27 protein-coding genes and 1 pseudogene are annotated in these 25,454 nt (G+C 62.9%); 15 read left to right on the top strand and 13 right to left on the bottom strand.

Going from position 1 to position 25,454, the window contains the following annotated elements; translation table 11 throughout:
- Positions 1-4: 4 nt before the first annotated feature.
- Positions 5-466, bottom strand: a complete 462-nt coding sequence (locus tag NKI19_RS18080) for a RidA family protein (protein ID WP_352492581.1) — start codon at positions 464-466, stop codon at positions 5-7.
- A 96-nt stretch (positions 467-562) separates the two neighbouring features.
- On the opposite strand from NKI19_RS18080, the gene NKI19_RS18075 reads away from it, so the two are divergent.
- A complete protein-coding gene (locus tag NKI19_RS18075) occupies positions 563-1,414 on the top strand; it encodes a LysR family transcriptional regulator (protein WP_352492582.1) in 852 nt (283 codons plus the stop codon).
- Between the two features lie 19 nt (positions 1,415-1,433).
- On the opposite strand, the gene NKI19_RS18070 is transcribed toward NKI19_RS18075, so the two are convergent.
- Positions 1,434-2,189 (bottom strand): SDR family NAD(P)-dependent oxidoreductase, encoded by a 756-nt coding sequence (locus NKI19_RS18070; RefSeq protein WP_352492583.1) that lies wholly within the window; start codon positions 2,187-2,189, stop codon positions 1,434-1,436.
- 83 nt (positions 2,190-2,272) lie between these two features.
- The gene (locus tag NKI19_RS18065) at positions 2,273-2,941 is read right to left on the bottom strand and encodes a glutathione S-transferase family protein (protein WP_352492584.1); all 669 of its coding nucleotides are present in this window, start codon (positions 2,939-2,941) and stop codon (positions 2,273-2,275) included.
- Positions 2,942-3,087: 146 nt separating this feature from the next.
- On the opposite strand from NKI19_RS18065, the gene NKI19_RS18060 reads away from it, so the two are divergent.
- On the top strand, positions 3,088-3,267 hold the full coding sequence (locus tag NKI19_RS18060; protein WP_254820647.1) for a CsbD family protein: 180 nt from the start codon (positions 3,088-3,090) through the stop codon (positions 3,265-3,267).
- A 65-nt stretch (positions 3,268-3,332) separates the two neighbouring features.
- Here NKI19_RS18060 and NKI19_RS18055 read toward each other — a convergent pair whose 3' ends face one another.
- A complete protein-coding gene (locus NKI19_RS18055) occupies positions 3,333-4,463 on the bottom strand; it encodes a metallophosphoesterase (RefSeq protein ID WP_352492585.1) in 1,131 nt (376 codons plus the stop codon).
- Positions 4,464-4,582: 119 nt separating this feature from the next.
- Here NKI19_RS18055 and NKI19_RS18050 point away from each other — a divergent pair, with 119 nt between their 5' ends.
- Complete coding sequence (locus NKI19_RS18050; protein ID WP_352492586.1) at positions 4,583-5,176, top strand: hypothetical protein; 594 nt, start codon at positions 4,583-4,585, stop codon at positions 5,174-5,176.
- A 49-nt stretch (positions 5,177-5,225) separates the two neighbouring features.
- On the opposite strand, the gene NKI19_RS18045 is transcribed toward NKI19_RS18050, so the two are convergent.
- Both NKI19_RS18045 and NKI19_RS18040 read right to left on the bottom strand, forming a co-directional pair.
- Entirely contained in the window at positions 5,226-5,837 is a 612-nt protein-coding gene (locus tag NKI19_RS18045; RefSeq protein WP_352492587.1) for an LmrA/YxaF family transcription factor, read from the bottom strand.
- 186 nt (positions 5,838-6,023) lie between these two features.
- A complete protein-coding gene (locus tag NKI19_RS18040) occupies positions 6,024-6,422 on the bottom strand; it encodes a hypothetical protein (protein ID WP_352492588.1) in 399 nt (132 codons plus the stop codon).
- A gap of 150 nt (positions 6,423-6,572) precedes the next feature.
- Between NKI19_RS18040 and NKI19_RS18035 the strand changes: the two genes are divergently transcribed.
- Positions 6,573-7,370 (top strand): NIPSNAP family protein, encoded by a 798-nt coding sequence (locus tag NKI19_RS18035; protein WP_352566685.1) that lies wholly within the window; start codon positions 6,573-6,575, stop codon positions 7,368-7,370.
- A 43-nt stretch (positions 7,371-7,413) separates the two neighbouring features.
- Here the strand turns inward: NKI19_RS18035 and NKI19_RS18030 are convergent, their stop codons facing one another.
- Genes NKI19_RS18030 through choX form a run of 3 tightly spaced genes read right to left on the bottom strand, consistent with a single transcriptional unit; the run spans position 7,414 to position 10,642 of the window.
- On the bottom strand, positions 7,414-8,862 hold the full coding sequence (locus tag NKI19_RS18030; protein WP_352492590.1) for an amidase: 1,449 nt from the start codon (positions 8,860-8,862) through the stop codon (positions 7,414-7,416).
- Positions 8,863-8,870: 8 nt separating this feature from the next.
- A complete protein-coding gene (locus NKI19_RS18025; RefSeq protein WP_352492591.1) occupies positions 8,871-9,710 on the bottom strand; it encodes an alpha/beta fold hydrolase in 840 nt (279 codons plus the stop codon).
- Positions 9,707-10,642 carry a choline ABC transporter substrate-binding protein gene (gene choX / locus NKI19_RS18020; protein WP_352492592.1) on the bottom strand — a complete coding sequence of 312 codons (936 nt, stop codon included), beginning with the start codon at positions 10,640-10,642 and terminating at the stop codon, positions 9,707-9,709. Before choX ends, NKI19_RS18025 begins: the two co-directional genes overlap by 4 nt.
- Before the next feature lie 123 nt (positions 10,643-10,765).
- Here choX and betI point away from each other — a divergent pair, with 123 nt between their 5' ends.
- The 5 genes from betI (at position 10,766) to NKI19_RS17995 (ending at position 15,048) form a co-directional block, all read left to right on the top strand.
- Positions 10,766-11,368, top strand: coding sequence for a choline-binding transcriptional repressor BetI (betI, locus tag NKI19_RS18015; protein ID WP_352492593.1), 603 nt, complete (start codon positions 10,766-10,768; stop codon positions 11,366-11,368).
- Between the two features lie 102 nt (positions 11,369-11,470).
- Complete coding sequence (locus NKI19_RS18010) at positions 11,471-12,229, top strand: SDR family NAD(P)-dependent oxidoreductase (RefSeq protein WP_352492594.1); 759 nt, start codon at positions 11,471-11,473, stop codon at positions 12,227-12,229.
- A 313-nt stretch (positions 12,230-12,542) separates the two neighbouring features.
- A complete protein-coding gene (fumC, locus tag NKI19_RS18005) occupies positions 12,543-13,940 on the top strand; it encodes a class II fumarate hydratase (protein ID WP_352492595.1) in 1,398 nt (465 codons plus the stop codon).
- A 128-nt stretch (positions 13,941-14,068) separates the two neighbouring features.
- Entirely contained in the window at positions 14,069-14,503 is a 435-nt protein-coding gene (locus tag NKI19_RS18000; RefSeq protein ID WP_352492596.1) for a DoxX family protein, read from the top strand.
- A gap of 119 nt (positions 14,504-14,622) precedes the next feature.
- Positions 14,623-15,048 carry a DoxX family protein gene (locus tag NKI19_RS17995; protein WP_352566687.1) on the top strand — a complete coding sequence of 142 codons (426 nt, stop codon included), beginning with the start codon at positions 14,623-14,625 and terminating at the stop codon, positions 15,046-15,048.
- A gap of 262 nt (positions 15,049-15,310) precedes the next feature.
- Here the strand turns inward: NKI19_RS17995 and ppx are convergent, their stop codons facing one another.
- Together ppx and NKI19_RS17985 are read right to left on the bottom strand one after the other, a co-directional pair.
- Positions 15,311-16,843, bottom strand: coding sequence for an exopolyphosphatase (ppx, locus tag NKI19_RS17990; protein ID WP_352492598.1), 1,533 nt, complete (start codon positions 16,841-16,843; stop codon positions 15,311-15,313).
- Entirely contained in the window at positions 16,843-19,044 is a 2,202-nt protein-coding gene (locus NKI19_RS17985) for an RNA degradosome polyphosphate kinase (protein ID WP_352492599.1), read from the bottom strand. Before NKI19_RS17985 ends, ppx begins: the two co-directional genes overlap by 1 nt.
- Positions 19,045-19,193: 149 nt before the next feature.
- Here NKI19_RS17985 and NKI19_RS17980 point away from each other — a divergent pair, with 149 nt between their 5' ends.
- The 4 genes from NKI19_RS17980 to NKI19_RS32865 all read left to right on the top strand — a co-directional run bounded on the left by NKI19_RS17980 (position 19,194) and on the right by NKI19_RS32865 (position 21,332).
- A complete protein-coding gene (locus NKI19_RS17980; RefSeq protein WP_254820632.1) occupies positions 19,194-19,439 on the top strand; it encodes a zinc-finger domain-containing protein in 246 nt (81 codons plus the stop codon).
- Positions 19,440-19,458: 19 nt separating this feature from the next.
- Positions 19,459-20,703, top strand: coding sequence for an FAD-dependent monooxygenase (locus NKI19_RS17975; RefSeq protein ID WP_352492600.1), 1,245 nt, complete (start codon positions 19,459-19,461; stop codon positions 20,701-20,703).
- Between the two features lie 91 nt (positions 20,704-20,794).
- The gene (locus NKI19_RS17970; protein ID WP_352492601.1) at positions 20,795-21,031 is read left to right on the top strand and encodes a BrnT family toxin; all 237 of its coding nucleotides are present in this window, start codon (positions 20,795-20,797) and stop codon (positions 21,029-21,031) included.
- Positions 21,009-21,332: a BrnA antitoxin family protein gene (locus tag NKI19_RS32865; RefSeq protein ID WP_352710635.1), complete on the top strand. Its 324-nt coding sequence runs from the start codon at positions 21,009-21,011 to the stop codon at positions 21,330-21,332. Before NKI19_RS17970 ends, NKI19_RS32865 begins: the two co-directional genes overlap by 23 nt.
- A gap of 25 nt (positions 21,333-21,357) precedes the next feature.
- Here the strand turns inward: NKI19_RS32865 and NKI19_RS17960 are convergent, their stop codons facing one another.
- A complete protein-coding gene (locus tag NKI19_RS17960) occupies positions 21,358-22,026 on the bottom strand; it encodes a TIGR02117 family protein (protein ID WP_352566701.1) in 669 nt (222 codons plus the stop codon).
- Between the two features lie 104 nt (positions 22,027-22,130).
- Between NKI19_RS17960 and NKI19_RS17955 the strand changes: the two genes are divergently transcribed.
- On the top strand, positions 22,131-22,394 hold the full coding sequence (locus tag NKI19_RS17955; protein WP_352492603.1) for a metal-sensing transcriptional repressor: 264 nt from the start codon (positions 22,131-22,133) through the stop codon (positions 22,392-22,394).
- Between the two features lie 5 nt (positions 22,395-22,399).
- Positions 22,400-23,410: pseudogene (locus NKI19_RS17950) on the top strand (cation diffusion facilitator family transporter); the annotation flags it as partial.
- Between the two features lie 26 nt (positions 23,411-23,436).
- Here the strand turns inward: NKI19_RS17950 and NKI19_RS17945 are convergent.
- The gene (locus tag NKI19_RS17945; RefSeq protein ID WP_352492604.1) at positions 23,437-25,353 is read right to left on the bottom strand and encodes a multicopper oxidase domain-containing protein; all 1,917 of its coding nucleotides are present in this window, start codon (positions 25,351-25,353) and stop codon (positions 23,437-23,439) included.
- Positions 25,354-25,454 lie beyond the last annotated feature (101 nt).

Raw genomic sequence — 25,454 nt, 5'->3', positions numbered from 1 at the left:
CTCCCTAGCGGACATACACGATAGCGTCGGCTTCGACCGGAACATTGGCCGGCAAGCCGGCCATGCCGAGCGAGCAGCGGGCGTGCTCGCCACGCTCGCCGAAAACATGGAGCAGAAATTCGGATGCTCCGTTGCCGACCTCCGAATAGGCCGAAAAGCCGGCCGCCGCATTCACATAGACGGTCAGCTTGGCGAATTTCACGACGCGGTCGAGATTGCCGTCCAGTTCCTTGTCCAGCCAATAGACGATGTTGGCCGCGCAGAGCCGGGCAGCGTTCCGCGCGGCAGCCAGATCGATCTCTCTGCCGACCTGGCCGATCGCGGCGATCTCCTGCCCGATCTCAGGAATCTGACCGGAGGCATAGACAGTGTCGGCGACCCGAACCGTCGGCGAGAACGGCAAATCAGGCCGCTCGAGCGAGGGCCAGGCGACGCCGAACTCCTCAAATCTTCTTCTGTATAACAAGGTGGCTGCTCCTGTTTCGTTGGTGCGAGCGGACCTTGAATTCAGATCGGGCTTTCGGATAGCCTGATAGTGCTGACACAGCTATCAGGAATTCTTATGACTGGAGATATCGACGTCAGGCTGCTGCGCGCCTTCGTCACCGTGGCCGATACGGGAACGGTAAGCCGGGCGGCCGATCGGCTTGCCCGCACCCAGGCGGCGGTGAGTATGCAGCTTCAGCGCCTCGAGGGTGAAGTCGGCGCCGAGCTGCTGCGCCGTTCGCCGCGCGGCGTGACGCTGACCGAGGCCGGCGAAATCTTGCTCGCCTTCGCCCGCAAGGCCATCGCGATCGGTGACGATGCCAGGCGCGAGATAGAAGGCCGCAGGCTGGTCGGCCGTGTCCGGCTGGGCATCGTCGAGGATTTGGCGGTGACGCGGCTGCCGTTGATCATCGCCGACTTCCGCCGCCGGCATCCTTCCGTGGAGATCGAGCTGACATCGGCCAGCAGCAGCGATCTCAGCAAGTCGCTTGGCGAAGGAAGATGCGACATCGTCATGGCCGATCCGGCACGCTTCACAATGGCGCCGCGAGGCCATCTGTCACGACAGCTGGTCTGGGCAGCAAGCCGCATGATCGAGATCGATGACGAGGTCGAGCTTCCGCTGATCATCTTCGAAGGCGCCTGCTCCTGGCAGGACAGGATGCTGGCTTCGCTCGCCGAGGCCGGGATCGGCTGGAAGATCGGCTGCCGCGTGTCGACTTTCGCGACGCTGATCTCGGCGCTGAGGGCCGGGCTTGGCATCGGCCTTCTGCTGCAGGAAGGACTACCGCCCGACTGCCAAAGCCTCAATGGACGCTTCAACCTGCCGCCGGCGCCGATGGCGGATTTCGGCGTCTACCTCGCGAGGGATCCTTCCCGGCTGGTCGAGGAGTGTGGCGATTTCCTGAGGGCGGGATTCGAAGCGTAGCGAAAATATCTGACGCCGTTCACCGTTCCTGGTCGGTCGGGCGGATGACGATCTCGTTGACGTTGACGTGTGCAGGCTGGCTCACGGCGTAGAGAATAGCCGCGGCGATGTCCTCGGCGGTCAGCGCCTCCATGGCGGCGAGCCGCTTGTCCAGATCAGCCTTGAAAGCCGGATTGGTGATGTGGTCGCCGAGTTCGGTGCGCACCAGGCCGGGCTCGATAACCGTGACGCGAACCTTGTCGGCGTAGACTTCGCGGCGCAGCGATTCGGAAAAGCCGACGACACCGAACTTGGTTGCTGCATAGCCGCTGGCGCCCGGATTGGCGACACGGCCGGCGACCGACGAGACATTGACGATGTGACCCTTGGCGGCACTCAGATGCGGCAACGCCGCCTTGGTGACGCCCATCAGCGCCAGCAGGTTGAGCTCGACCATGCGGCGCCAGTCGTCGAGCACCGCCTCGGCGGCGGGCGACAGGAGCATCACTCCGGCATTGTTGACGAGGATGTCGAGGCGGCTCCATTCGGCGACGACCTTGTCAACCATGGCGCTGACATCGTCGTTGCTGGTGACGTCGGCCTCGATGCGGAGCGCCGTGCCGCCGGCTTTTTCGATACGTGCGGCCAGCGCTTCGAGCCGATCGGCGCGGCGTGCGGCAATGGCAACCTTGGCCCCGGCGGCCGCGAGCGCCACAGCCGTTGCCTCGCCGATGCCCGAGGAGGCGCCGGTGACGAGTGCGACCTTGCCGGCCAGTGCGGAAGGAACAGATGTCATTGTGAAGTCTCCAAAACCCCTGCCCGATCTTCAGATAGGCCGCGGGCCGCGAAGTGGAAGACCAGCTTGCCGGTTGCTCGGCTCTATTCGTCTGGGCCGGGCTCCGGCCAAGGCTCTTTCGCCGCCTCGGCATACCAGTGCTGCATCGCCGGCATCGAAAGCACGGCGTCGACATAGGCGCGGGTATCGGTTGCCAGCGTGCCACCATAGGTTTCGAAGCGGGTGACGACCGGCGCGTACATGGCGTCGGCCGCGGTGAAATGGCCAAACAGGAACGGCCCGCCTTTGCCGTGCTTTTCGCGGCATTGCCGCCACAGATCCTCGATGCGCGCCCGTTGCGTCTCACCTTCGGCGTCGAGCGGCTTATGGCCTTTTGGCCGGCGCAAATTCATCGGCCAGCCATAGCGGACCTCGCGAAAGCCCGAATGCATCTCTGTGGCCGCCGAGCGGGCCAGCGCGCGGGCGCCGATGTCGGCCGGCCAGAGCTTTTTCTCGGGAAACAGCTCGGCAAGATATTCAAGGATGGCAAGGGTTTCCCAGACGATCCGGACCTCGCCAGTCGCCAGCCGATGGTTCAGCACCGGCACCTGGCCGGTCGGCGAGATCCTGGCCAGATTGGCCGCGGTCTCGGGCGTGCGCAGGCGCACAAGACCTTCCTCGAACGGGATCTCCAGATGCTTCATCGCCAGCCATGGCCTCAGCGACCAGGACGAGAAGCATTTGTTGCCGATGAAGAGCGTGAATTCAGCCATTGTCCCTCCGGCCCTGTCTGTTCGGGCTTCTCGCGCACCCTATCCTGTCGGCTTCGCGGCCGGAAGCTATCCCAATCGACGGGCAGAACCCGGAACCTAAGCGATCCGCGACCGTTTCTCCAGGCGAACGGTTCAGGAGATGCGAGATGGTGAACAAGGATCAGGTTGCCGGCGTTGCCAAGCAAGCCAAGGGCTCGGTCAAGCAGACCGCCGGCAAGGCCACCGGCAACAGGCGCACCGAGGCCGAAGGCGACGTCGACAAGGCCACCGGCAAGATGCAGAAGGCTTACGGCGACGTGAAGGACAAGGTGAAGAAGGCGCTTTGACGCCGACCCTTTGCAAACCAGGAAAAAGGCGGCTCGGCCGCCTTTTTTGCGCCCTCTCCTGCCCGTCAGAAAGTCAGGCTTTTGCTGTACGCATTGGTGAAGATGACCTCGCCATGATCTCCGGCGGCTTCGCCCAGCACCACGTCCATGCTGTTGCCGGTCACCCTAGCCAAGGCAAAGCCGCCCATGAAGGCGGCCTTCGGCTTGAACAAATCGAGCCCGTCACGGTGGTAGATCATCGGCGTCGCGTGCTGGTGGCCATGGAAGATGCCGACGACGTTGTAACCCTTCAGCACAGCCAGCAGCGCCTGCCTGTCGGCTTCGCTCCACCAGTGCGGCGGACCCTTGCCGCCTTCGTCGAAGGTCTTCTCGGTGGCGTCCCATCTTTCGATCGAAAAAGTATCCCAGCCATAATGCTGGAACAGGATGACCGGGCGGCCGTCACCGGCATAGGTCGCCAGGTCCTGCTTCAGCCATGGCAGGCTGCTGGCGGCGCCGTGGCCGGTATCGCCGGCAAAACGGTGCGTCTGGACAAGATGCAGGCCGCCCCAATCCCATGAATAGCAATCGGTCCCGACATCGTAGTCGGTCGCCGGCGCGGGCGGCTTGAAGAATACGCCGGGGCGGTGGTTGACCTCGACATAGTCGCGCATTTCGCGGCGATACCAGTCGACATGCGAGCGCGGGCCGTTCTGGTCGAGGTCGTGGTTGCCGAGGCCGACATAGACCGGCATGTGCACATGGTCGGGGCCGACGCCTTGCTGGTAGCGCTGGCTGAACTGAAGCAACTGCGTGCCCTCGCTAGGCTGGGTGATTTGGCCGCCGCCATCATCGGTGATGTCGCCGCCGACGACGAGGCCGAGCGGCGTGCCGATGTTGCCCGTCGAGCGCAGGCCGGTGGCAACGCCATCGATTTCGGCCGGCCATTGCCTGTCACCGACGTCGTTGAGTGCGGCGACATTGCGCAGCAAGGCAGCGTCGGTCTTGCCCTCCTGCTCGCAGTGCGGACTCAATCCGTTCGCCATGCGGCAGGCATGGACATCGGCGATAAACAAGAAGGTGGCATCGATCGGCGGGATGCGCTGCCCGGTCTGGCCGAAGGCCGGGCGCGAAACGGCGCCGGCAGCGGCAACGGCCGCTGCCTTCATCAGGAAGCTGCGCCGGGAGACCGGGCGGGCGGGAATGCGATGCATCATGCGCTAAAATTCAGCACGACGCGGACCGGCAGTCCAGTTGCTCGCAAAGTGTGTCGACACGTTCTCCCAGGTCTGGCATTGCTTTCGGCATTCAACTTGCGCGGGCAGAGGAGGACGCCATGAAAACTGCATCCATCGGCATGACAATGGCCATTCTGGCGGCGACGAGCGCAGCGCATGGCGCCGAGTGCATCGACGCCAAATCGGCCAAGGCCGGCTTCATTCTCGAAAGGCCTGGCATCCACAGCGAATTTCGTCCGGCGGCGGGAGGAATGGTTGCCGTGGCCAACAAATACCAGTCGCAATCGCCGCAGTCGCAGTACCTGTTCGGCGGGCTGATCGAAGTGTTTCGCGACAGTAGCACGGGGCAGCTGGCGATGATCCCGTTTTCCGATCTCAGGAAGGTGTTCCCGCTGAAGGCGGGTGGCAAGAGCAAGATCGTGTTTGCCCGTCTCGCACCGAACAAGCCGCCGAAGGGCACCGAGACGCTGGAGATCAACGTCAAGGGCAAGGAGACGTTCAGCCTGGGCGAATGCAAATACTCCGTGCTCGCGGTCAAGCAGACGATCAAGAGCGAGGCCGGCGAAACGCGGGACGAATTTACCGCGCTTTACGCACCCGACCTGCAGGCAGTTGTGGCCAGGCGCTATGACGAGGGCACCAGTGCCGAAAGCGTAGTCGGCTACGAGCTGATCAAGCCGCTGCCGAATTAAGAGCTCGGCCTCCCCGCTTCGGTCATAGCGGGCGACCGTCCTGCCGGCGTCAAAGGGCTCTGTGCAGTATCCTGTTACGTCGCCTCGTTCCTGTTTTGGACGACATAACTCCCTGCTCCAACGCCATCAGGCAGTCGCGCAGCACGCTTGCGTCCTGTGCGGTCTTGGCCATCGACATGGCGCCGGAATAGCTGGCGACAGCTAGCGCTGCGAAGCGCTGCGGATCGGTGCCCAGCTCCCGGCCCGCCTGCTGGTCGGCGCTGATCTTGTCGGCGATCGCCTGGCGCCAGGCCGAAAAAATGCCGGCAAGGGCAATGCGGAAATCCGGATCGGCAAGCGACAGTTCATGCGCCAGATTGTTGAGCGGGCAGCCGCGGACGAATCCCTGCCGCTCCAGCTCCGCCGCGACGGCCGCGAATACGGAGCGCACACCCTCGCGCGCTGAGGGAGCTATCCGCATCGGCTCGATCCATGTCTCTTCTACCGCTGCGGCGACCCGCTCCTCGATCACTGCAAGCGCCAGCGCCTTCTTGGTCGCGAAATGGTGGTGCAGCGCGCCGCCGGTGACGCCCGCCGTCGCCATCAGGTCGCCCATGCTGGACGCGTGATAGCCGCGTGCCTGAAACGCCTCTTCGGCGACATCGAGCACTTTCTTGCGCATGCCTTCGGGGTCGTTGGTGCGTTTTTGAGCCCGCGACTTTGGGCGGGCTGTTATCTCTGCTGACATCTTCACACGATAGCAGATTGACAAAACAGGACAACCGGTCTGTTTTGTAAAATAGCCGGTAGGGTTTGCCTGGCGCGACGCCGCCAACGCCCAGTGATCGATTCGGGCGAGGCGCTGCTTCTACTCTTTCATGAACCAATCAGTATCCAACGTGCCTCTTCGCCACTCCGTTGCGGTCACATCCGCACTTGAACTAACCACCGACGATTTCGCGTCTCTTGCGAGGCTCTTCAATTCGGCAAGAGCCATTTTTTCTTCGAGTGGCAAAAGGTGCCCGGCACTCCAGAGCCTGACATTTTCGTCTGTATGCCTCAGGGTTTCCAACAGAAAAGGTCGGCCACGATCAGGTCGGTTCCTGATCTCCCTTATTGCGCGGATTAAGCGGTCGTGAGCCGCATTCGATCCTTTGACATCCCCCATTTCAAGTAGCTGACGGTGCAATATGGCAGCCTCAACGTATTCTCTTTCGGGGTCCCTTGGCGCTTCTGGCTGCTTCACATCGAGCACTTTCTTGCGCATGCCTTGGGGGTCGTTGGTGCGTTTTTGAGCCCGCGACTTTGGGCGAGCGGTTATCTCTGCTGACATCTTCACACGATAGCAGATTGACAAAACAGGACAACCGGTCTGTTTTGTAAAACAGGATGACTGTCCTGTTTTGGAGATTAAGCGATGAACCTGCCTTTGAACGCCGCGCCTAAATCCGATCTGCTCGCCTCGCCCGTTGTCGAACTCAGGCAATACACGCTGAAACCCGGCCGGCGCGAGACGCTGATCGGCATCTTCGACAATCAGCTGATCGAGGGCCAGGAAACCGCCGGAATGACGATCATCGGCCAGTTCCGCGATCTCGACCGGCCGGACATGTTCGTCTGGCTGCGCGGCTTCGACGGCATGGAAGCGCGGAAAAATGCCCTGACCGCCTTCTATGACGGGCCGGTCTGGGCTGCCTGGCGCGACGCCGCCAACGCCACGATGATCGATTCTGACGACGTGCTGCTGCTGAAGCCGGCCTGGCCAGGCGCCGGCCTAGACCTCTCTGGCTCGCAACGATTACCCCAGGCGGACCTCGAAATACCGAGCGCAGGCAGCGATTTGCAGGCAATTGTTGTCATCAGGATTCATCATTTGCAACCGGGCCTGGAGGCTCGTTTCGCCAGGGATTTCCAGACCGGGGCTCTTCCGGTGCTTGCCGCACTTGGCGCAAGGCCGCTCGCCGCCTTCGTCACCGAGCATGCCGAAAACAGCTTTCCGCGACTGCCGGTGCGAACCGGCGAAAACGTCTTCATCAGCATCACGGGTTTCGACAGCACCGAAGCCCATGCCCGCCATGAGGCAGCCTTGGCTGCCTCCCCGGAGTGGCAGGCATTCGAGCAGACCGCACAGCGGCAATTGGCCAGGCCCGTGGAGGTGCTGCGCCTGGCGCCGACGTCGCAATCACTGCTCGGGCAGCACCCAATTTCGGTATGAACCAACATCGTCGACGCCTCCTACGTCGCCGGAGCCTCCTGGTTCACGCCTGAAAATGTCTGGCATGGATGGCTTGGTAACGCGCCGCCCATGCGGTTGCCTGCTCCAGGTCAAGCGAGACGCGAAGCAGCCGGTGATCCTCGTTCTTGCGGCCGATGAGCTGGATGCCGATCGGCAGGCCGCCTTTCGACTGGAACAGCGGCAGGCTGGCGGCCGGTTGCCCGGTGACGTTGAAGATTTCGGTGAAAGGCGCAAAGCCGTAGGCCCGGCTCGCCCAAGCCTCGTAGTCGAAGAGAGCACCATCGCCATGGATGGCGCCAAGCCGGGGCGGCAGGTCGGCCGTCGTCGGCGTCATGATCAGGTCGAACGCATCGAAGGCTCTCGCCATCGCAAGCGAAGCGATGTGCACATGGTCCTGCGCCCTGAGATAGTCGGCGGCCGAGGACCGCCGAAAACAGTCGAGCGCGTGACGACTGAGGCTTTCGATTTCGCCGGCCCCCGGCATCCGCCCGATCTCGTCGGCGCGCTCGTCAACCAGCCGCGCGACCTCCGACATCCAGAAGATGCTCCAGTCCGCTTCGGCGCTGGCTTCCCGCGGGAAACGCGCCTCTGTGACCTCGTGCCCCATGTCCTCGAGAAGGATCATGGCCTCCTGGAATTTTGCCCCGATCTCGGACGCGACGGGCGTGCCGTCCGGCCGGTGCGCCAGGCACGCGACGCGCAGACGCTCGCCGGGGGAAGACAGCCAATCCAGGTAGGACGGCACCGATTTGGACACGGAGTAAGGCGCTCCTTGTTCTGGACCGGCAGTCATGTCCAGCATGGCGGCGCTGTCCCGAACGGTGCGGGACAGGACGTTCTCGGCGTAGAGCCCGGCACCGACCTGACCTCGACACGGGCCGACAGGCGTGAGCCCGCGCGACGGCTTCATGCCGAACACGCCGCAACAGGCAGCCGGCACCCGGATAGAGCCGCCGATATCGGAACCGTGGGCGACCGGCACCATGCCGCTCGCCACCGCGGCAGCAGCTCCGCCGCTTGAGCCGCCCGCCGTCAGCGACGGATCCCAGGGGTTCAAGGTGGGGCCGCGAAAGCTGGGTTCGGTCACGAAGTCGTTGGCGAATTCAGGCGTGTTTGTCTTGCCCAGCAAGATCAGACCGGCGGCCCGCCAGCGCCGGACGATCTCGCTGTCGGGCTTCGCCGCGGCATCCTTGAAGTAGAGCGACGAGTGCGTCGTCGGCCACTCCCGCACATGGACGCCGGTGTCCTTGACCAGGAAAGGAATGCCTGCGAGTGCCGCCTGCCGGTTGCAGCTTGCCGCTGCGGAAAGCGCCCGGTCCGCATCGATCAGCGTCACGGCATTGATAGCGGGATTGATGCTTCCGATCGCCTCGATAGCCGCTTCGACGACCTCGACGGCCGATAATTCGCCCGAGCGAACATGCCCGGCCAGTGAGACGGCATCCAGCGCCACGTATTCGGAAAGGTTCATGACTGCTCTCAGCCCGGATTGCCGGTCGCTTCGAGGTCGGCTTCATTCCAGACCTTGAAATATCCGGCGATGGCCGCCGCAACCAATGCCGGATCCTCCCAGTGCGGGTTGTGTCCGCATCGCGCCGCGCTCACGCACGCGGCGCCAGGGATTTCTTCGAGGAGCCGCCGCTGGTGTGTTTCGTCGAAGAGCAGGTCGCACCCCCCGGCAATGACAAGCGCCGGCAGGCGCAGTATGCGCGCCTTGTCGGTCAGATCGATGCGCCGAACCTGCTCCAGGATTGCGCGCCAAAGAGCCGCCGGCATCGCTGACGCCTCCTTTGCAGCCATGGTCAAAAAGTCCGCTGGAACCTCCGCCTCGCAGGCATGCCAATAGTCATAGAACGGATCGGCCGGCGATATCGGATCTCGAAGCGCCCGCACACCAATGGTCATCGGGTGGTCCTCACCGATCTGCGGCCGCAGCGTTCCGGCCATCAGCACCAGGCCGCCGATCATCTCGGGGTAGCGCGCGGCTGCCTCGATCGCCACCATGCTGCCCAGGGAATGCCCGACCAGAACCGGCCGCTTGAGCCGCAATCGCTCGATCAAACCCGCCACATCTTCTGCGAAATCCGCCGGGGCGAAGCCGCGTGTCCCGGCCGGCGAGGCGCCATGCCCGCGCAGGTCTGGAATGACAAGCCGGCGCCCGGCGAGATGCGGCGCCAGCAAGGAGAAGCTGCGGCTCGTGTCGGAGAAGCCGTGCACCAGCACCAGCGCGGGCTCCCGCCCGGCGATTTCGACGCAGGCCGTTTCAGCACCGACGTTGCGCTTGCGGCCGTTCCAGCCCGCCTGATCGGCCGATATCACAGGCCGAGCTGCTGCTTGACTGCGTCGAGTGCGGGCTTGCCATCGAATGTGGTGACACCGGCCAGCCAGGCGCCGAGCCTATCCGGATTCTCCTTGACCGCCTTCAGGCCGGCTTCCTCCGGCTTCATACCGTCATTGATGAGATAGCCCATGCCGAGGTTTTCGAAATCGATATCGAAGGCGAGGTTCTTCAGCAACTGCCCGACATTGGGGCATTGCTGCAGATAGCCCTTGCGCACCTGCGTCGTCACCGTCGCGGCGCCGAAGTTCGGGCCGTAGAACTTGTCGCCGCCGCTCAGATATTTGAAGTCGTACATCGTGTTCATCGGATGCGGCGCCCAGCCCTGGAAGACGATGAAGCGCTTTTCCTTGATCTCGTAGCCGACCTCGGAAAGCATGCCGGCTTCACTCGATTCGACGACCTGCCAGCCATCGAGGCCGAGCGACTTATCAGCGATGGCGTCCATCATCAGCTGGTTGGAGCCCGGCTCGATGCCGTACATCCTCCTGCCGAACTTGTCGGCGAACTTTTGCAGGTCGGCAAAATCCTTGACGCCGGCCTCCCAGACGTAAGTCGGCACGGCAAAGGTGTATTTGGCGCCGACGAGATTGACGCGCACATCGTCTACCGAGCCGTCCTTCTTATAGGGCTCGTAGTAGGTGATCATCGCCGGATCCCAATAGCCAAGGAATACGTCCAAATCATTGTTCTTCAAGGATTCATAGATGACGTTGATGCCCAGAAGCGAGCTTGCCGGCTTGTAGCCGAGCGCATCGAGCAAGACGCTGGTGACGCCGGTGGTGAAGGCAAGGTCGTTCCATCCAGGCTCGGCCATGCGCACGATCTTGCATTGCTCGGGTTCAGCCGCAAAGGCCGGCTGGCTAGCCAGCAGGACGCAGAGCGAGGCGCCCATTCCAAGGCTACGAAGCATTTCGGTTCTCCTCATTTCACCAACGATGTTGACCATCTGGTTTTTAAATTGTCCCACCGGTCAATTGTTGATCTCAGCGGACGAAAATGTCAACGTCGGTTCTCGATGCATGGATCCAGGCTCGTGAAACTCAAGCGTCTCAGCGACATACGCCGCAAAGAGCTGCGGCAGGCTGCCTTTGCCGTGCTTCAGCGCGAAGGCATAGCTGGGGCGACCATAGAAAAGGTGGCGGCACAGGCCGGCGCGTCGAAGGGCATCGTGCTGCATTACTTCAGCAGCAAGCGGGAACTATTCGAGCACGCCATGCGAGAATCGAACCTGGTGCTGCGGCATGCGGTGGTCGAGCGGCTGAGACAGGCGCGCACGCCAATGCAACGAATAGATGCCATCATCGAAGGCAATTTCGAGCCGCATCTTTTCCAGCCGTCCCTCTGCCATGCCTGGCTTTCGCTTTGCGCGGAGGTGCCGCGCGACGAAAAGCTTGCCCGCATCCAGAAGGTGATCCATGCGCGCATGCGCTCCAACCTGCTATCCGGCCTGCGCGGTCTGGCGCCGGCGCGCGATGCTGACGAGATCGCTTTCGGCGTCACCGCCCTGATCGACGGGCTGTGGTTGCGGCTTGGCCTGCAACCCGGCGGCGTTACGCGTGAACAGGCCATTCATCAGGTCAAGGATTTCGTCGCTACGCGGCTGGCTGTTCGGCGCGGTGCAGCCGCTGCCGAATAGACACGCGCATCAGCCGAAAGTTCATATTGTAGGATAGGCCGGCGGCTTGACCACAATTGCCAACGGCGCTGTTCTCCGTATCAGACAAGACGGGAGTGTTGGATGAGACTGGGCGGCAAACGGGCACTGGTCACCGGCGGCTCGGACGGGATCGGGCTGGCAATCGCCGAAGCTTTCTTGCGCGAAGGCGCGGATGTGCTGATCGTCGGCCGCGACGGCAACAAGCTCGACGCCGCCCGCAAGCAGCTCGGGGACGGCGTTGAAACGCTGTCGGCCGATCTGTCGGCCAGCGCCGGCATCGATGCGGTGGTCGAGCATACCAGGCGCGGCCCACCTCTCAATATCCTCGTCAACAATGCCGGCGTGGCGTTCCTTGTGCCGTTCGAAACCGTCAGCGAGGACCAGTTCCAGCAGTCCTTCGCACTCAACGTCACGGCGGTATTCTTCCTCACTCAGCGGCTGTTGCCGCATCTCGCGCCGGGCGCGGCTTCGGTGATCAACATCTCGTCCTACTTCGCGCACAAGATGATCCCGAAGCGGCCATCCAGCCTCTATTCGCTGTCGAAGGGCGCGCTCAATTCGCTGACCAGGTCGCTCGCCTTCGAGCTTGGGCCGCGCGGCATAAGGGTGAACGCCATCGCGCCCGGCACGGTCGACACAGCGATGCGGCGCAGGTCGATCGAAAACCTGACGGAAGCGGCGCAAGCCGAGCTCAAGGCCTATGTCGAGCGCAGCTACCCGCTCGGCCGGATTGGCCGGACCAGCGACCTTGCCGGCATCGCGGTCTATCTCGCCAGCGACGAAGCGGCATGGACCAGCGGCGGTGTATTTGCTGTGGATGGAGGATACACGGCGGGGTGAGTAGCGGTCGGCGAAGCTGCCAATCTCCCCCCTTGTGGGGGAGATGTCCGGCAGGACAGAGGGGGGCGCTGTCCCGCCGACTTCTCATCGATCGCAATTCCGCCCTTAGGCTTGTTGTCCTTCTCCGCTGGTTGCAGGGTGAACAACGTTGGCGATCCTTCGCGCCCCCCTCTGCCCTGCCGGGCATCTCCCCCACGAGGGGGGAGATTGGCAGTCCTTCAACCGATTTGCATCCCCATCGCCCGCAATCTCCGCTTGAAGGCGTTTGTGCAACGCGATACGCCGTTTGCAAATTGCAAAGCGGAGAGATTTCGTGAGCGTGCCAGAAACCAGAACCGAAACCGACACGTTCGGTCCCATCGAGGTCGCCGCCGACCGCTATTGGGGTGCGCAGGCGCAGCGCTCGCTGGCCAATTTCAAGATCGGCTGGGAAAAGCAGCCTGCGTCGATCGTGCGGGCGCTGGGTATCGTCAAGCGGGCGGCCGCCGAAGCCAATATGGAGCTGAAGCGGCTCGATCCGGCGATCGGCAAGGCCATTATCGAGGCCTCCCAGGAGGTCATCGACGGCAAGCTCAATGACCATTTCCCGCTGGTCGTCTGGCAGACCGGCTCAGGCACCCAGTCCAACATGAACGCCAATGAGGTGATTTCCAACCGGGCGATCGAGCTTCTGGGCGGCGTCATGGGATCGAAGAAGCCGGTGCATCCCAATGACCACGTCAACATGAGCCAGTCGTCGAACGACACCTATCCGACGGCCATGCACATCGCCTGCGCCGAGCGCATCATTCACGACCTGCTGCCGGCGCTGAGACATTTGCACGCGGCACTCGAGGCCAAGACCAGGGCTTTCGCCCACATCGTCAAGATCGGCCGCACCCACACGCAGGACGCGACGCCGCTGACGCTCGGCCAGGAATTTTCCGGTTATGCGGCGCAGGTCGCTTCGTCGGTCAAGCGCATCGAAATGACCCTGCCCGGTCTGCAGGAGCTGGCACAGGGCGGCACCGCGGTCGGCACCGGCCTCAACGCGCCGGTTGGTTTTGCCGAAAAAGTGGCGGCGCGCATCGCTGCTATCACCGGCATCGATTTCGTCACCGCGCCGAACAAGTTCGAGGCTCTGGCCGCGCATGATTCCATGGTCTTCTCGCACGGCGCCATCAATGCCTCCGCGGCGGCGCTGTTCAAGATCGCCAACGACATCCGCCTGCTCGGCTCGGGCCCGCGTTCGGGCCTCGGCGAATTGTCGCTGCCGGAAAACGAACCGGGCTCGTCGATCATGCCGGGCAAGGTCAATCCGACACAATGCGAGGCGATGACACAGGTTTGCGTGCAGGCGTTCGGCAACAATGCGGCGATCAGCTTCGCCGGCAGCCAGGGCCATTTCGAGCTCAACGTCTACAATCCGCTGATGGCCTATTGTTTCCTGCAGTCGGTGCAGCTGCTGGCCGACGCTTCCCTGTCGTTCACTGACAATTGCGTCGTCGGCATCGAGGCCCGCGAAGACAACATCAAGGCAGCGCTCGACCGTTCGCTGATGCTGGTGACGGCGCTGGCGCCGACGATCGGCTATGACAACGCCGCCAAGATCGCCAAGGCGGCGCACAAGAACGGCACAACGCTGCGCGAGGAAGCGCTGGCCACCGGGCTGGTCAGCGAAGCCGACTATGAGCGGCTGGTGCGGCCGGAGGACATGACGCACCCAGGGTAAGTTGATCGCGAAAACGTTACCTCGGTGAACAATCCGTAACCAATCTGACATCTTTGGTGAACAGTCTGCATGCGCTAACTGGACGGCTATCCCAAGTCCTCTGGCCAAACCCTTCTGGAGAGTTACGCATGTCCACCAACACGTCCACCAACACTTCGTTTGCCGGTTCCGGCACCACCTCCGGCGCCTCGGGCACGATCCTGCTCGGCCGCATCCTGCTTTCGGCCATCTTCCTGCTTTCCGGCTTCGGCAAGCTGACGGCAATAGCCGGCACGGCCGGCTATTTCGGCAGCCTTGGCCTGCCGCTGCCGATGGTAACCGCCATCGTCGTCGGCCTGATCGAACTGCTTGGCGGCCTCGCCATCCTCGTCGGCTTCCAGACCCGGATCGTCGGCTGGGTGATGGCGATCTTCACCGTCGCCACCGCATTGGTCGCCCACACCGGCTGGGCCGATCAGATGCAGATGATCAATTTCATGAAGAACCTCGGCATCGCCGGCGGCTTCCTCGTGCTCGCCTCGTCGGGTCCAGGCGCGTATTCGATCGACGCCAAGCGCGGCTGAAGCGGCCCAGCACTTCCTGAACAAAGGGGCGCGGAATTTTTCGCGCCCCTTTTTCGTTGTCGGTTCATATCTGCCGGCTGGAACTCTGCTAGGATCGGCCGCCGATATCGGAGGAGACCATGCCTCGCAATGCGCTGCTCTTGCTTTCCCGGCTGCTGCTCGCTGCGCTGTTCGTGCCGTCCGGCTTCCACGCGCTTGCCGACATCGCCGGCACATCAGGCTATTTCGCCGGCCTCGGCCTGCCGCTGCCGACGCTGGTGGCTTGGGCGACAGGCCTGTTCGAGCTGATCGCCGGGCTGCTTATCCTCGTCGGCTTCAAGACGCCGATCATGGCGCTGCTGCTCGCCGCCTTCTGCATCGCGGCGGGCTTCATCGGCCACTATGGCCAAGGTGGCGACGATCCGACGCTGACCTTCATGCATTCGCAGATGCTGATGAAGGACATCGCCATATCGGGCGGTTTTCTGGCGCTGGCAATGGCTGGCGCCGGAGCATGGTCGGCCGACGGGCGGGTGGCTGGAGCAATTGCTTCACGCAAAAGCTAGCGCTTGACTCGTCCGCCTGCGGAAGTCGGCGCCGCCCCTCATCTGCCTGCCGGCATCTTCTCCCCGTATAGTGAGGGGGAGAAGGGGCTGGCCGCAACGTCGGCACCCTTTCTGCAACGCTGGAGATTAGCGAAATCCTTTGCGAAGGCGTCTTTCTCCCCGTCGCTATACGGGGAGAAATGCCCGGCAGGGCAATGAGGGGCGGCGCAAAACCTGAAACGATTGCTTGAGGCGGAGCAACGATTAAGTTGGCCGAGACAGCCTATTTGACAGAAACGCTCGGCCCGCCCTCGACCGCAAGCACCAGCCGGCGGTTGGTGACCCTTGCCAGCTGTGCCAGCCGACCGGCCGGCCGTTCGCCGTAAAGATCGGCCAGCGCTGCCGGCAGCACCAGCGCCAGCACGCCATTGCCGCGGTTTTCCCATTTCAGCCGCGGCATGACGCCGGGCATTGCCGCGCTCAGCAAATAGACGACGCGCAGCAGCGCGGCCAGCACGCGAGCCCGTTCGAGATAGCGCGGTGTCGCCAGCCCGCGGATTTCCGGAGCGGCTTCATTGAACACGCCCTCGTGGCGAAACAGGCTGACAAGCGCCAGGAAGGCGCGGCCGGGATGGTCGACGCCGATGAAGGAAGCGTGGGCGATGATGTTGAGCGATTGCTTGCCGCGATATTCGGGATGGGCGCGCCAGCCGATATCGGCGAGCAGGCAGGCGGCGTGGCGGTAGCGCGCCTCATCCCTGGTCTCGTCGATGCCGAAGGCGGCGAACGCCTTGCCGGTCCACTCGACAAGCTCATGCGCGTGGTCGACCGAGCGCGAGCGCAGGCGGGCAAGCTCTTCCGCCGCCGAGATCAGCGGATCGGCTTTCTGCTCGGCCTTGTCGAGCAGCGAATAGAGAAAGCCCTCGCGCACGCCCAGCGCCGACACGATGATCTTCGACGGCTGCATCGCCGCCATGATCTCCTGCAGCACGATGGCGCCATAGGGCAGCAGCGAGCGGCGGTTCTTGGAGATGCCCTCGATGCCTCTGATCTTGTCGATCTCGGCCCTGGCGACCTGCCGGAGGAAGTTCGCGGCGCTTTCGATGCCGATTTCGTAGTGATGCATGACGCCGAGCGGGTAGTTGGTCATTTCCATGTGCAGCCGGGCGAGATTTCGCCAGGTGCCGCCGACCGTGTAGAAGGCCCTGCCCTGCCCGCCCTTCAGCAATTTCGCCCGTGCCAGTTGCTCGCGCGTGATCCTTGCCGCCTGGGTCAGCGAGTTCTTCGCCATGTCCTGCAGGCGCAGCCCGCCCAACGGCAGCGTGATGCCGTCACCGATCGTCTCGCCGTCGATGTCGATCAGTTCGAGGCTGCCGCCGCCAAGGTCGCCGGCGATGCCGTTGGCCGGGTGGAAACCGGAGATGACGCCAAGCGCCGAATAATGGGCTTCTTCGCGGCCGCTCAGCACCTGGATCTCGGTCTTGAGCACATCCTCGGCGCGGTGGATGAAGTCGGGGCCGTTGACGGCCTCGCGAGCGGCGGCGGTCGCCAGCACATACATGCGCTCGGCGCCGGCCTGATCGGACAGCGCGCGGAAGCGGCGGAACTCTTCCATCGAACGCGTCACCGCCTCGGGATCGAGCTTTCCGGTCGAAACGATGCCGCGGCCGAGGCCGGCCAGCATCTTTTCGTTGAACAGCAAGGTCGGCGAGCGCGCCAGCCCCTCATAGATGACAAGACGGATCGAGTTCGACCCGATATCGATGATGGACAGCGGTCGGCGGTCCTGAAGCCGGCCCTGGGATGCTGAAATCATCAGCCCGTCGCTGCGTTCTGTTTCTTGCGGCGCTTGAACTGCGCGATGCGCTTGGGCGCATGCGACTTCAACGCATCGCCCCGTCCGGACAGGCTCGGATTGGTCATGAAATATTCCTGCGCGTTGAACGGTTCCTCGCCCTCCTCCAGCACGACGCGCCGGGAGGTTCCGTCAGCCAATACGTCGAAACTTTGCTGGTTGTCCATGATGTTGCCGAGCATGATCTGGCCGAGCACCTGTTCGTGCACAGTTGGATTGGTGATCGGCACCATGGTCTCGACGCGGCGATCGAGATTGCGCGGCATCAGATCGGCCGAGGAGATATAGACGATCGCCCCGTCCGATGGCAGGCCGTGGCCGTTGCCGAAGCAGTAGATGCGGCTGTGCTCGAGGAAACGGCCGACGATCGACTTCACCCTGATGTTCTCCGACAGGCCGGGCACCTGCGGCCTCAGGCAGCATATGCCGCGCACGACGAGATCGATCTCGACGCCGGCGCGGCTGGCATCGTAGAGCGCATCGATGACGATCGGGTCGACCAAGGCATTCATCTTCATCCAGATGCGGGCCGGTCTGCCCTCCAGCGCGTGGCTGATCTCGTCCGAAATGTGCTGGAGGATGCGGTCGCGCAGCGTGAACGGCGAGATGGCCAGCCGCATCTGCTCGGCTGGCTCGGCATAGCCGGTGATGAAGTTGAACAACTGGGCGACATCGCGCGCGATTGTCGGGTCGGTGGTGAAGAAGGACAGATCGGTGTAGATGCGGGCGGTGACCGGGTGGTAGTTGCCGGTGCCCAGATGCACGTAATTGCGCAGCCTGCCATCCTCGCGCCGCACCACCAGCGACATTTTCGCGTGGGTCTTCAGTTCGAGAAAGCCGAAGACGACCTGGACGCCGGCGCGCTCGAGGTCGCGGGCCCAGCGGATGTTGGCCTCCTCGTCGAAACGCGCCTTGAGCTCGACCAGTGCGGTCACCGACTTGCCGGCTTCCGCCGCATCGACCAAAGCCCGCACGATCGGGCTGTCGTTGGAGGTGCGATAGAGCGTCTGCTTGATCGCCACCACTTCCGGGTCGGCCATTGCCTGGCGCAAGAACTGCACCACGACGTCGAAAGATTCGTAAGGGTGGTGGACGATGATGTCCTTCTCGCGGATGGCGGCAAAACAATCGCCGCCATGCTCGCGGATGCGCTCGGGGAAGCGCGGATTGTAGGGGGTGAATTTCAGATCGTCGCGGGCGACGGCGACGATCTCCGAAATCTGGCTGAGCGCCAGCGGACCGGTGAGCACGCTGATGCGGCTTGCCGAGACGCCAAGCTCGCCGGCGACAAAGTCGCGCAATTCGGGCGGCATCAGCATGTCGAATTCGATACGGATGACCGAACCGCGGCGGCGGCGCTTCAGCGCCGTCTCGAACAGCCGCACCAGATCCTCTGATTCTTCCTCGACCTCGATATCGCTGTCGCGGATGATGCGGAACGTGCCGGAGCCCTTGACCTCATAGCCTGGGAACAGCTTGCCGATATAAAGGCCGACCGCCTCCTCGAGCGGGATGAAACGGACATGGCGCTTGCGATCCGGCAAACGGATGAACCGCTTCAGCGCCATCGGCAGGCGCAAAAGCGCACTCATCTCCTCGCCGTTCTTGCGGTGGCGCAATTGCAGCGCCATCGAGAAACCGAGATTGGGAATGAACGGGAACGGATGCGCCGGATCGATCGACAACGGCGTCAGCACCGGAAATACCTGCTCCTGGAAATGGTCCTCCAGCCAGGCCTTCTCGTCCTTGCTCAGCGCCTCGCGAGTGATGCTCTCAATGCCTTCCTTGTCGAGCAGCAGCATCAGCGCCGAAAGGCTTTTCTGCTGGTCCTCCTGCAGGCGCTCGACCTCGCGCAGCAATTGTTCAAGCTGCTGCTCGGGCGTGCGTCCGTCCGGGCTCTTCAGCACGATGCCCTCGCGCACCTGGCCGGCAAGACCGGCGACGCGGACCATGAAGAACTCGTCGAGATTGGCTGCCGATATCGACAGGAAGCGAACGCGCTCGAGCAGCGGATGATTGGCGTTCAGCGACTCCTCGAGCACGCGCCGGTTGAATTGCAGCCAGGAAAACTCGCGGTTGACGAAGCGGTCCGGATTGCCGCCTTCGCGGCTCGCCGCCTCGACGGTGATGAATTCGCTCTGCACCGGCTTCAGTTCGTTCATGGTTTCCGCTCTTCCCACACCGTTCGACGACCACAGCCTTAACCGGCTTAACTTATCCTCTGACAGGCTTTTGCGACAGTTTCATTTCATCGATCTTGCAAAGAGACGGGTTATGATCCAGATGCAATCGACAAGATCAGGAGACGACGATGGCAGGCGGTTCCATTCCCCATTTCCAGAACGATGCGGGCTATCCGGCAATCGACATCGGCGTCAAGGAATTCATGTGCACCGGCGCCAATCCGCCTTTCGACCATCCGCATGTATTTCTCGACATGGGCGACGACAATGAAAAGGTCTGCCCCTATTGCTCGACGCTCTATCGCTATTCGCCGAAGCTGAAGGCATTGGAAACGCAGCCGCCGGGCTGCCTATATATCGACCAGGCCGCCTGATTCTTCCGCGACAAGCCTGATGCGAGAAACGCAGTCCCGGCAGGTGGTCATCGCCGGGGCGGGCGTCGCCGGGCTGACCGCGGCACTGGCCTTCGCCGAGCGCGGCTATCGGATAAAACTGTTCGAACAGGCCGAGCACCTCGAGGCTGCCGGCGCCGGTATCCAGCTTTCGCCCAACGCGACGCGCATCCTACGGCAGCTCGGCGTACTCGATCGGCTGCTGGCGACGGCGGTGCGGCCGGAAGCGGTCGTGCTGAGGGATGCCGCCACGCTGCGCGAGCTGGCGCGCGTACCGCTTGGCCAGGCGGCCGAAACGCGCTGGGGAGCGCCCTATCTCGTCGCCCACCGCGCCGATCTGCAATCAGCGCTGATGCAGCGGATGGCCGAGCGGCCCGGCATCGAACTTGTCACCGGCGCTCTCGTCGTCAGTGCCGCTGTCAAACCGCATGGCATCGCCGCAACGGTAGAGGTTGCCGGCGCGGCCATCAAAACGGAAGCATCGTTGCTGATCGGCGCGGATGGCGTCTGGTCGTCGGTGCGAGAAACGCTTGCCCGCAAGGCGGCCGAATTCGGTAGGAGCCGGTTTTCGGGCGAGCTTGCCTGGCGCGCCACGGTGGCCGCCGACAGCCTCGCCGGACAAGCCTTCAGCGTGATCGGTGCGGCCGATTGCGTTAGCGCATTCCTCTATCCCGGATTCCATATGGTCGCCTATCCGGTCAGCCGTGGCACTGCCTTCAATCTCGCTGCCTTCACCAGGGGCGAGCGCATCGCCGAGGGCTGGTCGGGGCATGCCGATCCCGCCATCCTTGCCAGCGCCATGCGCGGTACCGCGCCGGCGCTGGTCCGTCTGGCGAGCGAGGCGGCACCGTGGACGGCGTGGCCGATCCACACTGTCGAGCAGCGGCGGTGGACGACGCCGCAAGGCATCGCGCTGATCGGCGATGCGGCGCATGCGATGACGCCCTTTGCCGCTCAGGGCGCGGCGATGGCGATCGAGGACGCGGCGACGCTTGCCGGCTTCGTTGCCGCTTCGCCGGCCGATCTTGAGGGGGCGCTTGCCGCCTGGGAACAGGCGCGGCGGCCGCGCGTCGCCCAGGTCGCCCGCCGCGGCGCCGTCAATCGCCTCGCCTGGCATGCGGCCGGGCCGGTGGCGATGGCCCGCAACCTGTTTCTGGCGATGCGCTCATCCGAAAAGCTCGCCGCCGATCTTGATTGGCTTTATGGCTGGCGGGCATTGGAAACCTCCGACAGCGTATCATCTTGACGTAGTGCCAATTTGTAGTTACATAATTGTCGTTATGCGAGGCATGAATTGCGATTTGAATGGGACAAACTCGAACCTCCGCAAGCATGGCGTGAGTTTCGAGATCGCCAGTCATGTTTTCTTCGACCCTTTCGCATTGACGACGCAGGATCGGATTGAAGAGGGCGAGTATCGCTGGCAGACGATAGGCGTTGTTGACAGCATATTGGTGTTGTTGATCGCGCATGCCGATCGAGAGGAAGACGGAATCGAGGTGATCCGCATCATTTCCGCGCGGCAAGCCACGCCCAAGGAGAAAAGATGTTATGCGCAAAATCGTCCGACATGAATTCGACCCCGCAAATCCACCTCCTCTGACGGAAGCTCAGAAGGCCGAGATTGCGGCTCTGAGGGCGCGGCCGGAGAGCGATGTCGATACCAGCGATATCCCCGAATTGACCGAAGAGTTCTGGCAGAGCGCGGTCGGCAACCCTTATTTCAAACCAATCAAGCAGCAATTGACCCTTCGACTGGATTCGGATCTCGTCGCTTGGTTCAAGAGACGCGCGCCGGGAGGCCGCGGCTATCAAAGCGCGATCAACAGGGCGCTTCGTGAATATATGGCCAAGCAGGAGCGCAAAACCGGCTGACGAGACGGTCGCTATTCCTCGGGCTTCAATTGTAAAGCCGCATCGATATGCCGAGCGAGGCCGGCAGCGGGTTCCACCATCCGGTGCGCAGGCCGGCCGTGCGCAGTGCCGCCGCCGTCCAGGTGTTGCAGCCGATCAGCGCATTGAAATGACCATTGGCTTCGAAGAAACGATCGAAGCGGGAATAGGCCGCATTCTCGATCGGGATGGCCCAGTTCGGCCCCTGCCGGAAGCTTGCCGCAATGTAATCGAGCAGCGCCGTAAACTGCTCCTCGCCGATGTCGAAACCCGCGACTTCGGGATGCGGCTCGGCGATGTCGCCGGAAATGTCGACATGCATCGCCGAGGCATCGACCGTCAGCGCCTTCATCACCGGCACCGCCTTCAGCTCCGACCAGGTCGGGGTCTCCAGATAGAAGGCGCGGCCGCCCCAGCCGAAGACGATGTAGCGGACCTCCGCCATGTCGACCGGAATGCCGGCATCGACCAGGAAGTGGAAGCGCCGGCGCACATCGTCGTCGACCGGGATGGCGATGTCGGTGTGGATCGGATTTTGCAGCACCAGGATACGGTGGCTTGTGCCGATCGGATCGGCAACGGCCGGCCAGAGCGGGCGCGGCAGCAACGTACCCAGCGCTACCGCTAGCGCTATTGCAACGGCCAGCAGGCCAAGAAAACGGGCAAGCTTCTTCATGCGGAAGGCATAGAACAAGCAATGCTCAAGGTGAAGCCTCTCCGAAAGTTGCACAGCTGACTTTGAGCTTGACGCATATCCTCCCCGGGAGGATATGCTGAGGCATGTCAGATCACCTCCACGCCTCGCATCCTTCCATCACAAAGCGGCTGAAGCGCGCGCAAGGCCACCTCGCGGCGGTGCTGGCCATGATCGAGGCGCATCGCCCTTGCGTTGATCTGGCGCAGCAGCTTCACGCCGTCGAAAAAGCGATCAGCAGCGCCAAGCGCGAGCTGATCAACGACCACATCGAGCATTGCCTGACGGACAGCGTGGAAACCGGCGGCAACTCGCTGGCGGAACTCAAGCAGCTGGCGAAGTATCTATGAATGCCATTGTAGCCCCCATTCTGGAATGGCTCGGGTTCGGCTCGCACGCCGCACATCATCATGGCGATCACGGTTCGCACGGCCACACCCATGGCGTCATCGATGCGACAATTGCCACCACCGACCGGGGTATCTGGGCAATCAAATGGTCGTTCGTGATCCTGGCCATCACCGCGGCGCTGCAGATGGTCGTCGTTGTGCTGTCGGGAAGTGTGGCGCTGCTGGCCGACACAATCCATAACATCGGCGATGCGACCACGGCGATCCCGCTATGGGTTGCGTTCGTGCTGGCGCGGCGCAAGCCGTCGCGGACCTTCACCTATGGCTTGGGGCGGGTCGAGGATCTGGCCGGCATCGTCATCGTCCTCATCATCCTGTTCAGCGCTGTTGTCGCCGCCTACCAGGCCATCGACAGGCTGATCAATCCACAAGTGGTGACACACCTCGGCTGGCTGACTGCGGCGGGCATTGTCGGCTTCCTCGGCAATGAGGCGGTTGCCGTGTTCCGTATCCGCGTCGGCCGCGAAATCAACAGCGCGGCACTGATTGCCGACGGCTACCACGCCCGCACCGACGGGCTTACCAGCCTTGCCGTGGTCATCGGAGCCATCGGCGTCTGGCTCGGCTTTTCCTTGGCCGACCCGATCGTCGGCCTGCTGATCACGCTTGCGATCTTCGGTATCGTCTGGCAATCGGCCCGCTCAGTGCTGACCCGCATGCTGGATGGAATCGAACCCGGTGTGATGGATGAGATCCGACATGCCGCCGAGCATGTTCCGGGCGCACGCATTGTCGATGCCAAGGCGCGCTGGATCGGTCATAGATTGCACGCCGACATCGCAATTGCCGCAGACGAAACCTTGTCGCTGTCGGACGCCAACAACATCGCGGCAGCGCTGAAGGACGAACTGTCCCAGCATATGCCGGCCCTGGCTGAGGCCAATGTACGGTTTTCAACCGAACGTGGAAAGAAAGACCATCCTCACGAGCACACGCACGACCATGGCCACATGCACTGACGCTCCCTTTTAGACGGCTATGGTCATGTCACATCGATGACGACCATCAGCCCGCCGCCGCCCTTCTCCTCGACATTGTTGTTCGTGGTGTGATGCGGGATGTGGCAATGGATCAGCCATTTGCCCAGACGCTGCGCCTTCCAGATCACGTCGTAGCGCTGACCCGGCCCGACGTTGATCGTATCGGCAAGGAAACGACCCGAGGCAGGAATCGTTTCGCCGTCGCGGGCAACGACCTCGAACGGTCCGCCATGGATATGCATCGGATGGATGAAGCCATTGTTGGTGCCGATGAACCGCACCTTGAGCGTCTCGCCGACCTTCATCGGGATCGTCTCGGTCGAGGGATAGGCCTTGCCGTTGATGGTGAAGAAATTCGGCATGCCGCCGTCCATCGGCATCGACGGGTAGGTCAGCCCTTCCCGCACCAGCCATTCCTGAAGCTCGATGACGTAGTCATGGTCGGCTGCGACCTCGTCGGCGGGATTGGCGGGATCGATGATCAGCGCACCGTAGAGGCCGAGTGCCTGGGTCCGGTCCGGCTTGGCATGGGGGTGGTAGAAATAGGTTCCGTGCTGGGTTGCGGTGAATTCGTATGAATAGGATTGGCCGGGCTCGATCGGCGCCTGCGTGATTTCGGCCGGTCCATCCATCTGGTTCGGCAAGATCAAGCCATGCCAATGCACTGTCGTTTCCTCAGGCAGGCCGTTGGTGACGTTGATCCTGACCCGATCGCCCTGGCGAATGTGAATTCGCGGGCCGGGAATCTGGCCATTATAGGCATAGGCGTCGACCGCAACGTCCGGCAGGATCTGCCAGCGGACCACTGAAGGCCTGAGCTCGAACACCTTGATGCCGTTCTCCATCCGAAAAGGCAGTTCCTGGTCGCCCCTTGCCGTCAGGCCATAAGAGGCGGCCACGAGGCGTGGATCGGTAGCGGCCATGTCGCGCATCGCATCAGCCGGCGTATCACGATCCATGATCATGCCTTGCGGCATGATCACCCCGCCGACGTCGCGTGCCGACAGCGTCAGGTTCAGCCAGTTCGCCGGCGCGATCATGCCGATGGCGAGCGCCAGCAGGGAGACGGCACCCAGGGCAGCCACCTGCGGCGTCGTGGCATCTGTCTCCATGTGATGGCCGCCGCCTTTGCCTTTGTGGGAAGTCATATCGTGGCGCTGTCCGCGATGGCCACCGGCGTCGGCCTGCTGCATTTGCATCTGCGCATGTTGCCTCGTGGCAGGCTGCTCCCGACCATCGATGCCGGCTGCCTGCGCGCGCTGCGTCATCAACCCGTGCTTCAGCCCCCGGGCGACCAGCCAGACATTGGCCGGATAGGCAAGCGCAAAACCGGCGATGACGCCGATCGACATCACGCCCCAGAACAAAAGCTCCGTCGGTTCCATCGCGCGCATGTCGCGGCCCATCATCAGGAAACTCATGACCGGCGCCATGCCGGCCATCATGAAGTTCATCGAGATGAACTCGGGCAGGAAGCTCTTGCGCACGTTCTCCCGATAGGTGCCGCCCATCATCGATTTCATGAACAGCGACTGGAAGATGAACAGGCCGAAGGCAAAGCCGGCGAGATATTCGACGATCAGGTCGATCCACATCGGCAGGCCAAGCGCCGCCGTGATGGCGGCGGCAAGAATGATGCCGGTGGCATCGCCGGCGACGCAGTGGATGGTGGAGCCGACGCCCTGCTTCCAGAGCGGCTGGGTGAAGAGTTCATGCTCGCCCGGCCGGGGCTCCTTGTCGGCGAGCACGTAGAGCAGCAGGCCGAGCGGACCCATATAGAGGGTGACCAGGATGAAGCCCCATTTCATCACCACCGGCTCGGGATTGTTGCGATATTGGTCGAAGCCGACATAAAGCGTCGAAGCCAGCGCCAGCGCGAACCAGACGACGAGGAAATAATCGATCGGTTGGATAAGCATCAGGATGAGCCCTTGACCTGCCGCCTCGTTATACAACTCCCAATGGCAATGAACGCAGCCGGTGCGCTTATGATCCGCGCCGACCGTACGCCGCACGGGCG

The organism is Mesorhizobium sp. M0751 (assembly GCF_040320265.1).
Lineage (GTDB): Bacteria > Pseudomonadota > Alphaproteobacteria > Rhizobiales > Rhizobiaceae > Mesorhizobium.
The sequence above is the reverse complement of the archived record's forward strand: the minus strand, read 5'-3'. Positions and strand labels throughout refer to the sequence as shown.

What these genes read in the sequence shown, in the direction of transcription:
- NKI19_RS18070 (WP_352492583.1), bottom strand. Translation starts at nt 2,189, where the DNA reads ATGACATCTGTTCCTTCCGCACTGGCCGGCAAGGTCGCACTCGTCACC.
- choX (WP_352492592.1), bottom strand. Translation starts at nt 10,642, where the DNA reads ATGCTTCGTAGCCTTGGAATGGGCGCCTCGCTCTGCGTCCTGCTGGCT.
- ppx (WP_352492598.1), bottom strand. Translation starts at nt 16,843, where the DNA reads ATGATTTCAGCATCCCAGGGCCGGCTTCAGGACCGCCGACCGCTGTCC.
- NKI19_RS18010 (WP_352492594.1), top strand. Translation starts at nt 11,471, where the DNA reads ATGAGACTGGGCGGCAAACGGGCACTGGTCACCGGCGGCTCGGACGGG.
- NKI19_RS17975 (WP_352492600.1), top strand. Translation starts at nt 19,459, where the DNA reads ATGCGAGAAACGCAGTCCCGGCAGGTGGTCATCGCCGGGGCGGGCGTC.
- NKI19_RS18055 (WP_352492585.1), bottom strand. Translation starts at nt 4,463, where the DNA reads ATGATGCATCGCATTCCCGCCCGCCCGGTCTCCCGGCGCAGCTTCCTG.
- NKI19_RS17955 (WP_352492603.1), top strand. Translation starts at nt 22,131, where the DNA reads ATGTCAGATCACCTCCACGCCTCGCATCCTTCCATCACAAAGCGGCTG.
- NKI19_RS18065 (WP_352492584.1), bottom strand. Translation starts at nt 2,941, where the DNA reads ATGGCTGAATTCACGCTCTTCATCGGCAACAAATGCTTCTCGTCCTGG.
- NKI19_RS17960 (WP_352566701.1), bottom strand. Translation starts at nt 22,026, where the DNA reads ATGAAGAAGCTTGCCCGTTTTCTTGGCCTGCTGGCCGTTGCAATAGCG.
- NKI19_RS17945 (WP_352492604.1), bottom strand. Translation starts at nt 25,353, where the DNA reads ATGCTTATCCAACCGATCGATTATTTCCTCGTCGTCTGGTTCGCGCTG.
- NKI19_RS18050 (WP_352492586.1), top strand. Translation starts at nt 4,583, where the DNA reads ATGAAAACTGCATCCATCGGCATGACAATGGCCATTCTGGCGGCGACG.
- NKI19_RS18075 (WP_352492582.1), top strand. Translation starts at nt 563, where the DNA reads ATGACTGGAGATATCGACGTCAGGCTGCTGCGCGCCTTCGTCACCGTG.
- NKI19_RS18045 (WP_352492587.1), bottom strand. Translation starts at nt 5,837, where the DNA reads ATGCGCAAGAAAGTGCTCGATGTCGCCGAAGAGGCGTTTCAGGCACGC.
- NKI19_RS18040 (WP_352492588.1), bottom strand. Translation starts at nt 6,422, where the DNA reads ATGCGCAAGAAAGTGCTCGATGTGAAGCAGCCAGAAGCGCCAAGGGAC.
- NKI19_RS17995 (WP_352566687.1), top strand. Translation starts at nt 14,623, where the DNA reads ATGCCTCGCAATGCGCTGCTCTTGCTTTCCCGGCTGCTGCTCGCTGCG.
- NKI19_RS18030 (WP_352492590.1), bottom strand. Translation starts at nt 8,862, where the DNA reads ATGAACCTTTCCGAATACGTGGCGCTGGATGCCGTCTCACTGGCCGGG.
- NKI19_RS18000 (WP_352492596.1), top strand. Translation starts at nt 14,069, where the DNA reads ATGTCCACCAACACGTCCACCAACACTTCGTTTGCCGGTTCCGGCACC.
- NKI19_RS17985 (WP_352492599.1), bottom strand. Translation starts at nt 19,044, where the DNA reads ATGAACGAACTGAAGCCGGTGCAGAGCGAATTCATCACCGTCGAGGCG.
- NKI19_RS17980 (WP_254820632.1), top strand. Translation starts at nt 19,194, where the DNA reads ATGGCAGGCGGTTCCATTCCCCATTTCCAGAACGATGCGGGCTATCCG.
- NKI19_RS32865 (WP_352710635.1), top strand. Translation starts at nt 21,009, where the DNA reads ATGCGCAAAATCGTCCGACATGAATTCGACCCCGCAAATCCACCTCCT.
- NKI19_RS18035 (WP_352566685.1), top strand. Translation starts at nt 6,573, where the DNA reads ATGAACCTGCCTTTGAACGCCGCGCCTAAATCCGATCTGCTCGCCTCG.
- NKI19_RS18060 (WP_254820647.1), top strand. Translation starts at nt 3,088, where the DNA reads ATGGTGAACAAGGATCAGGTTGCCGGCGTTGCCAAGCAAGCCAAGGGC.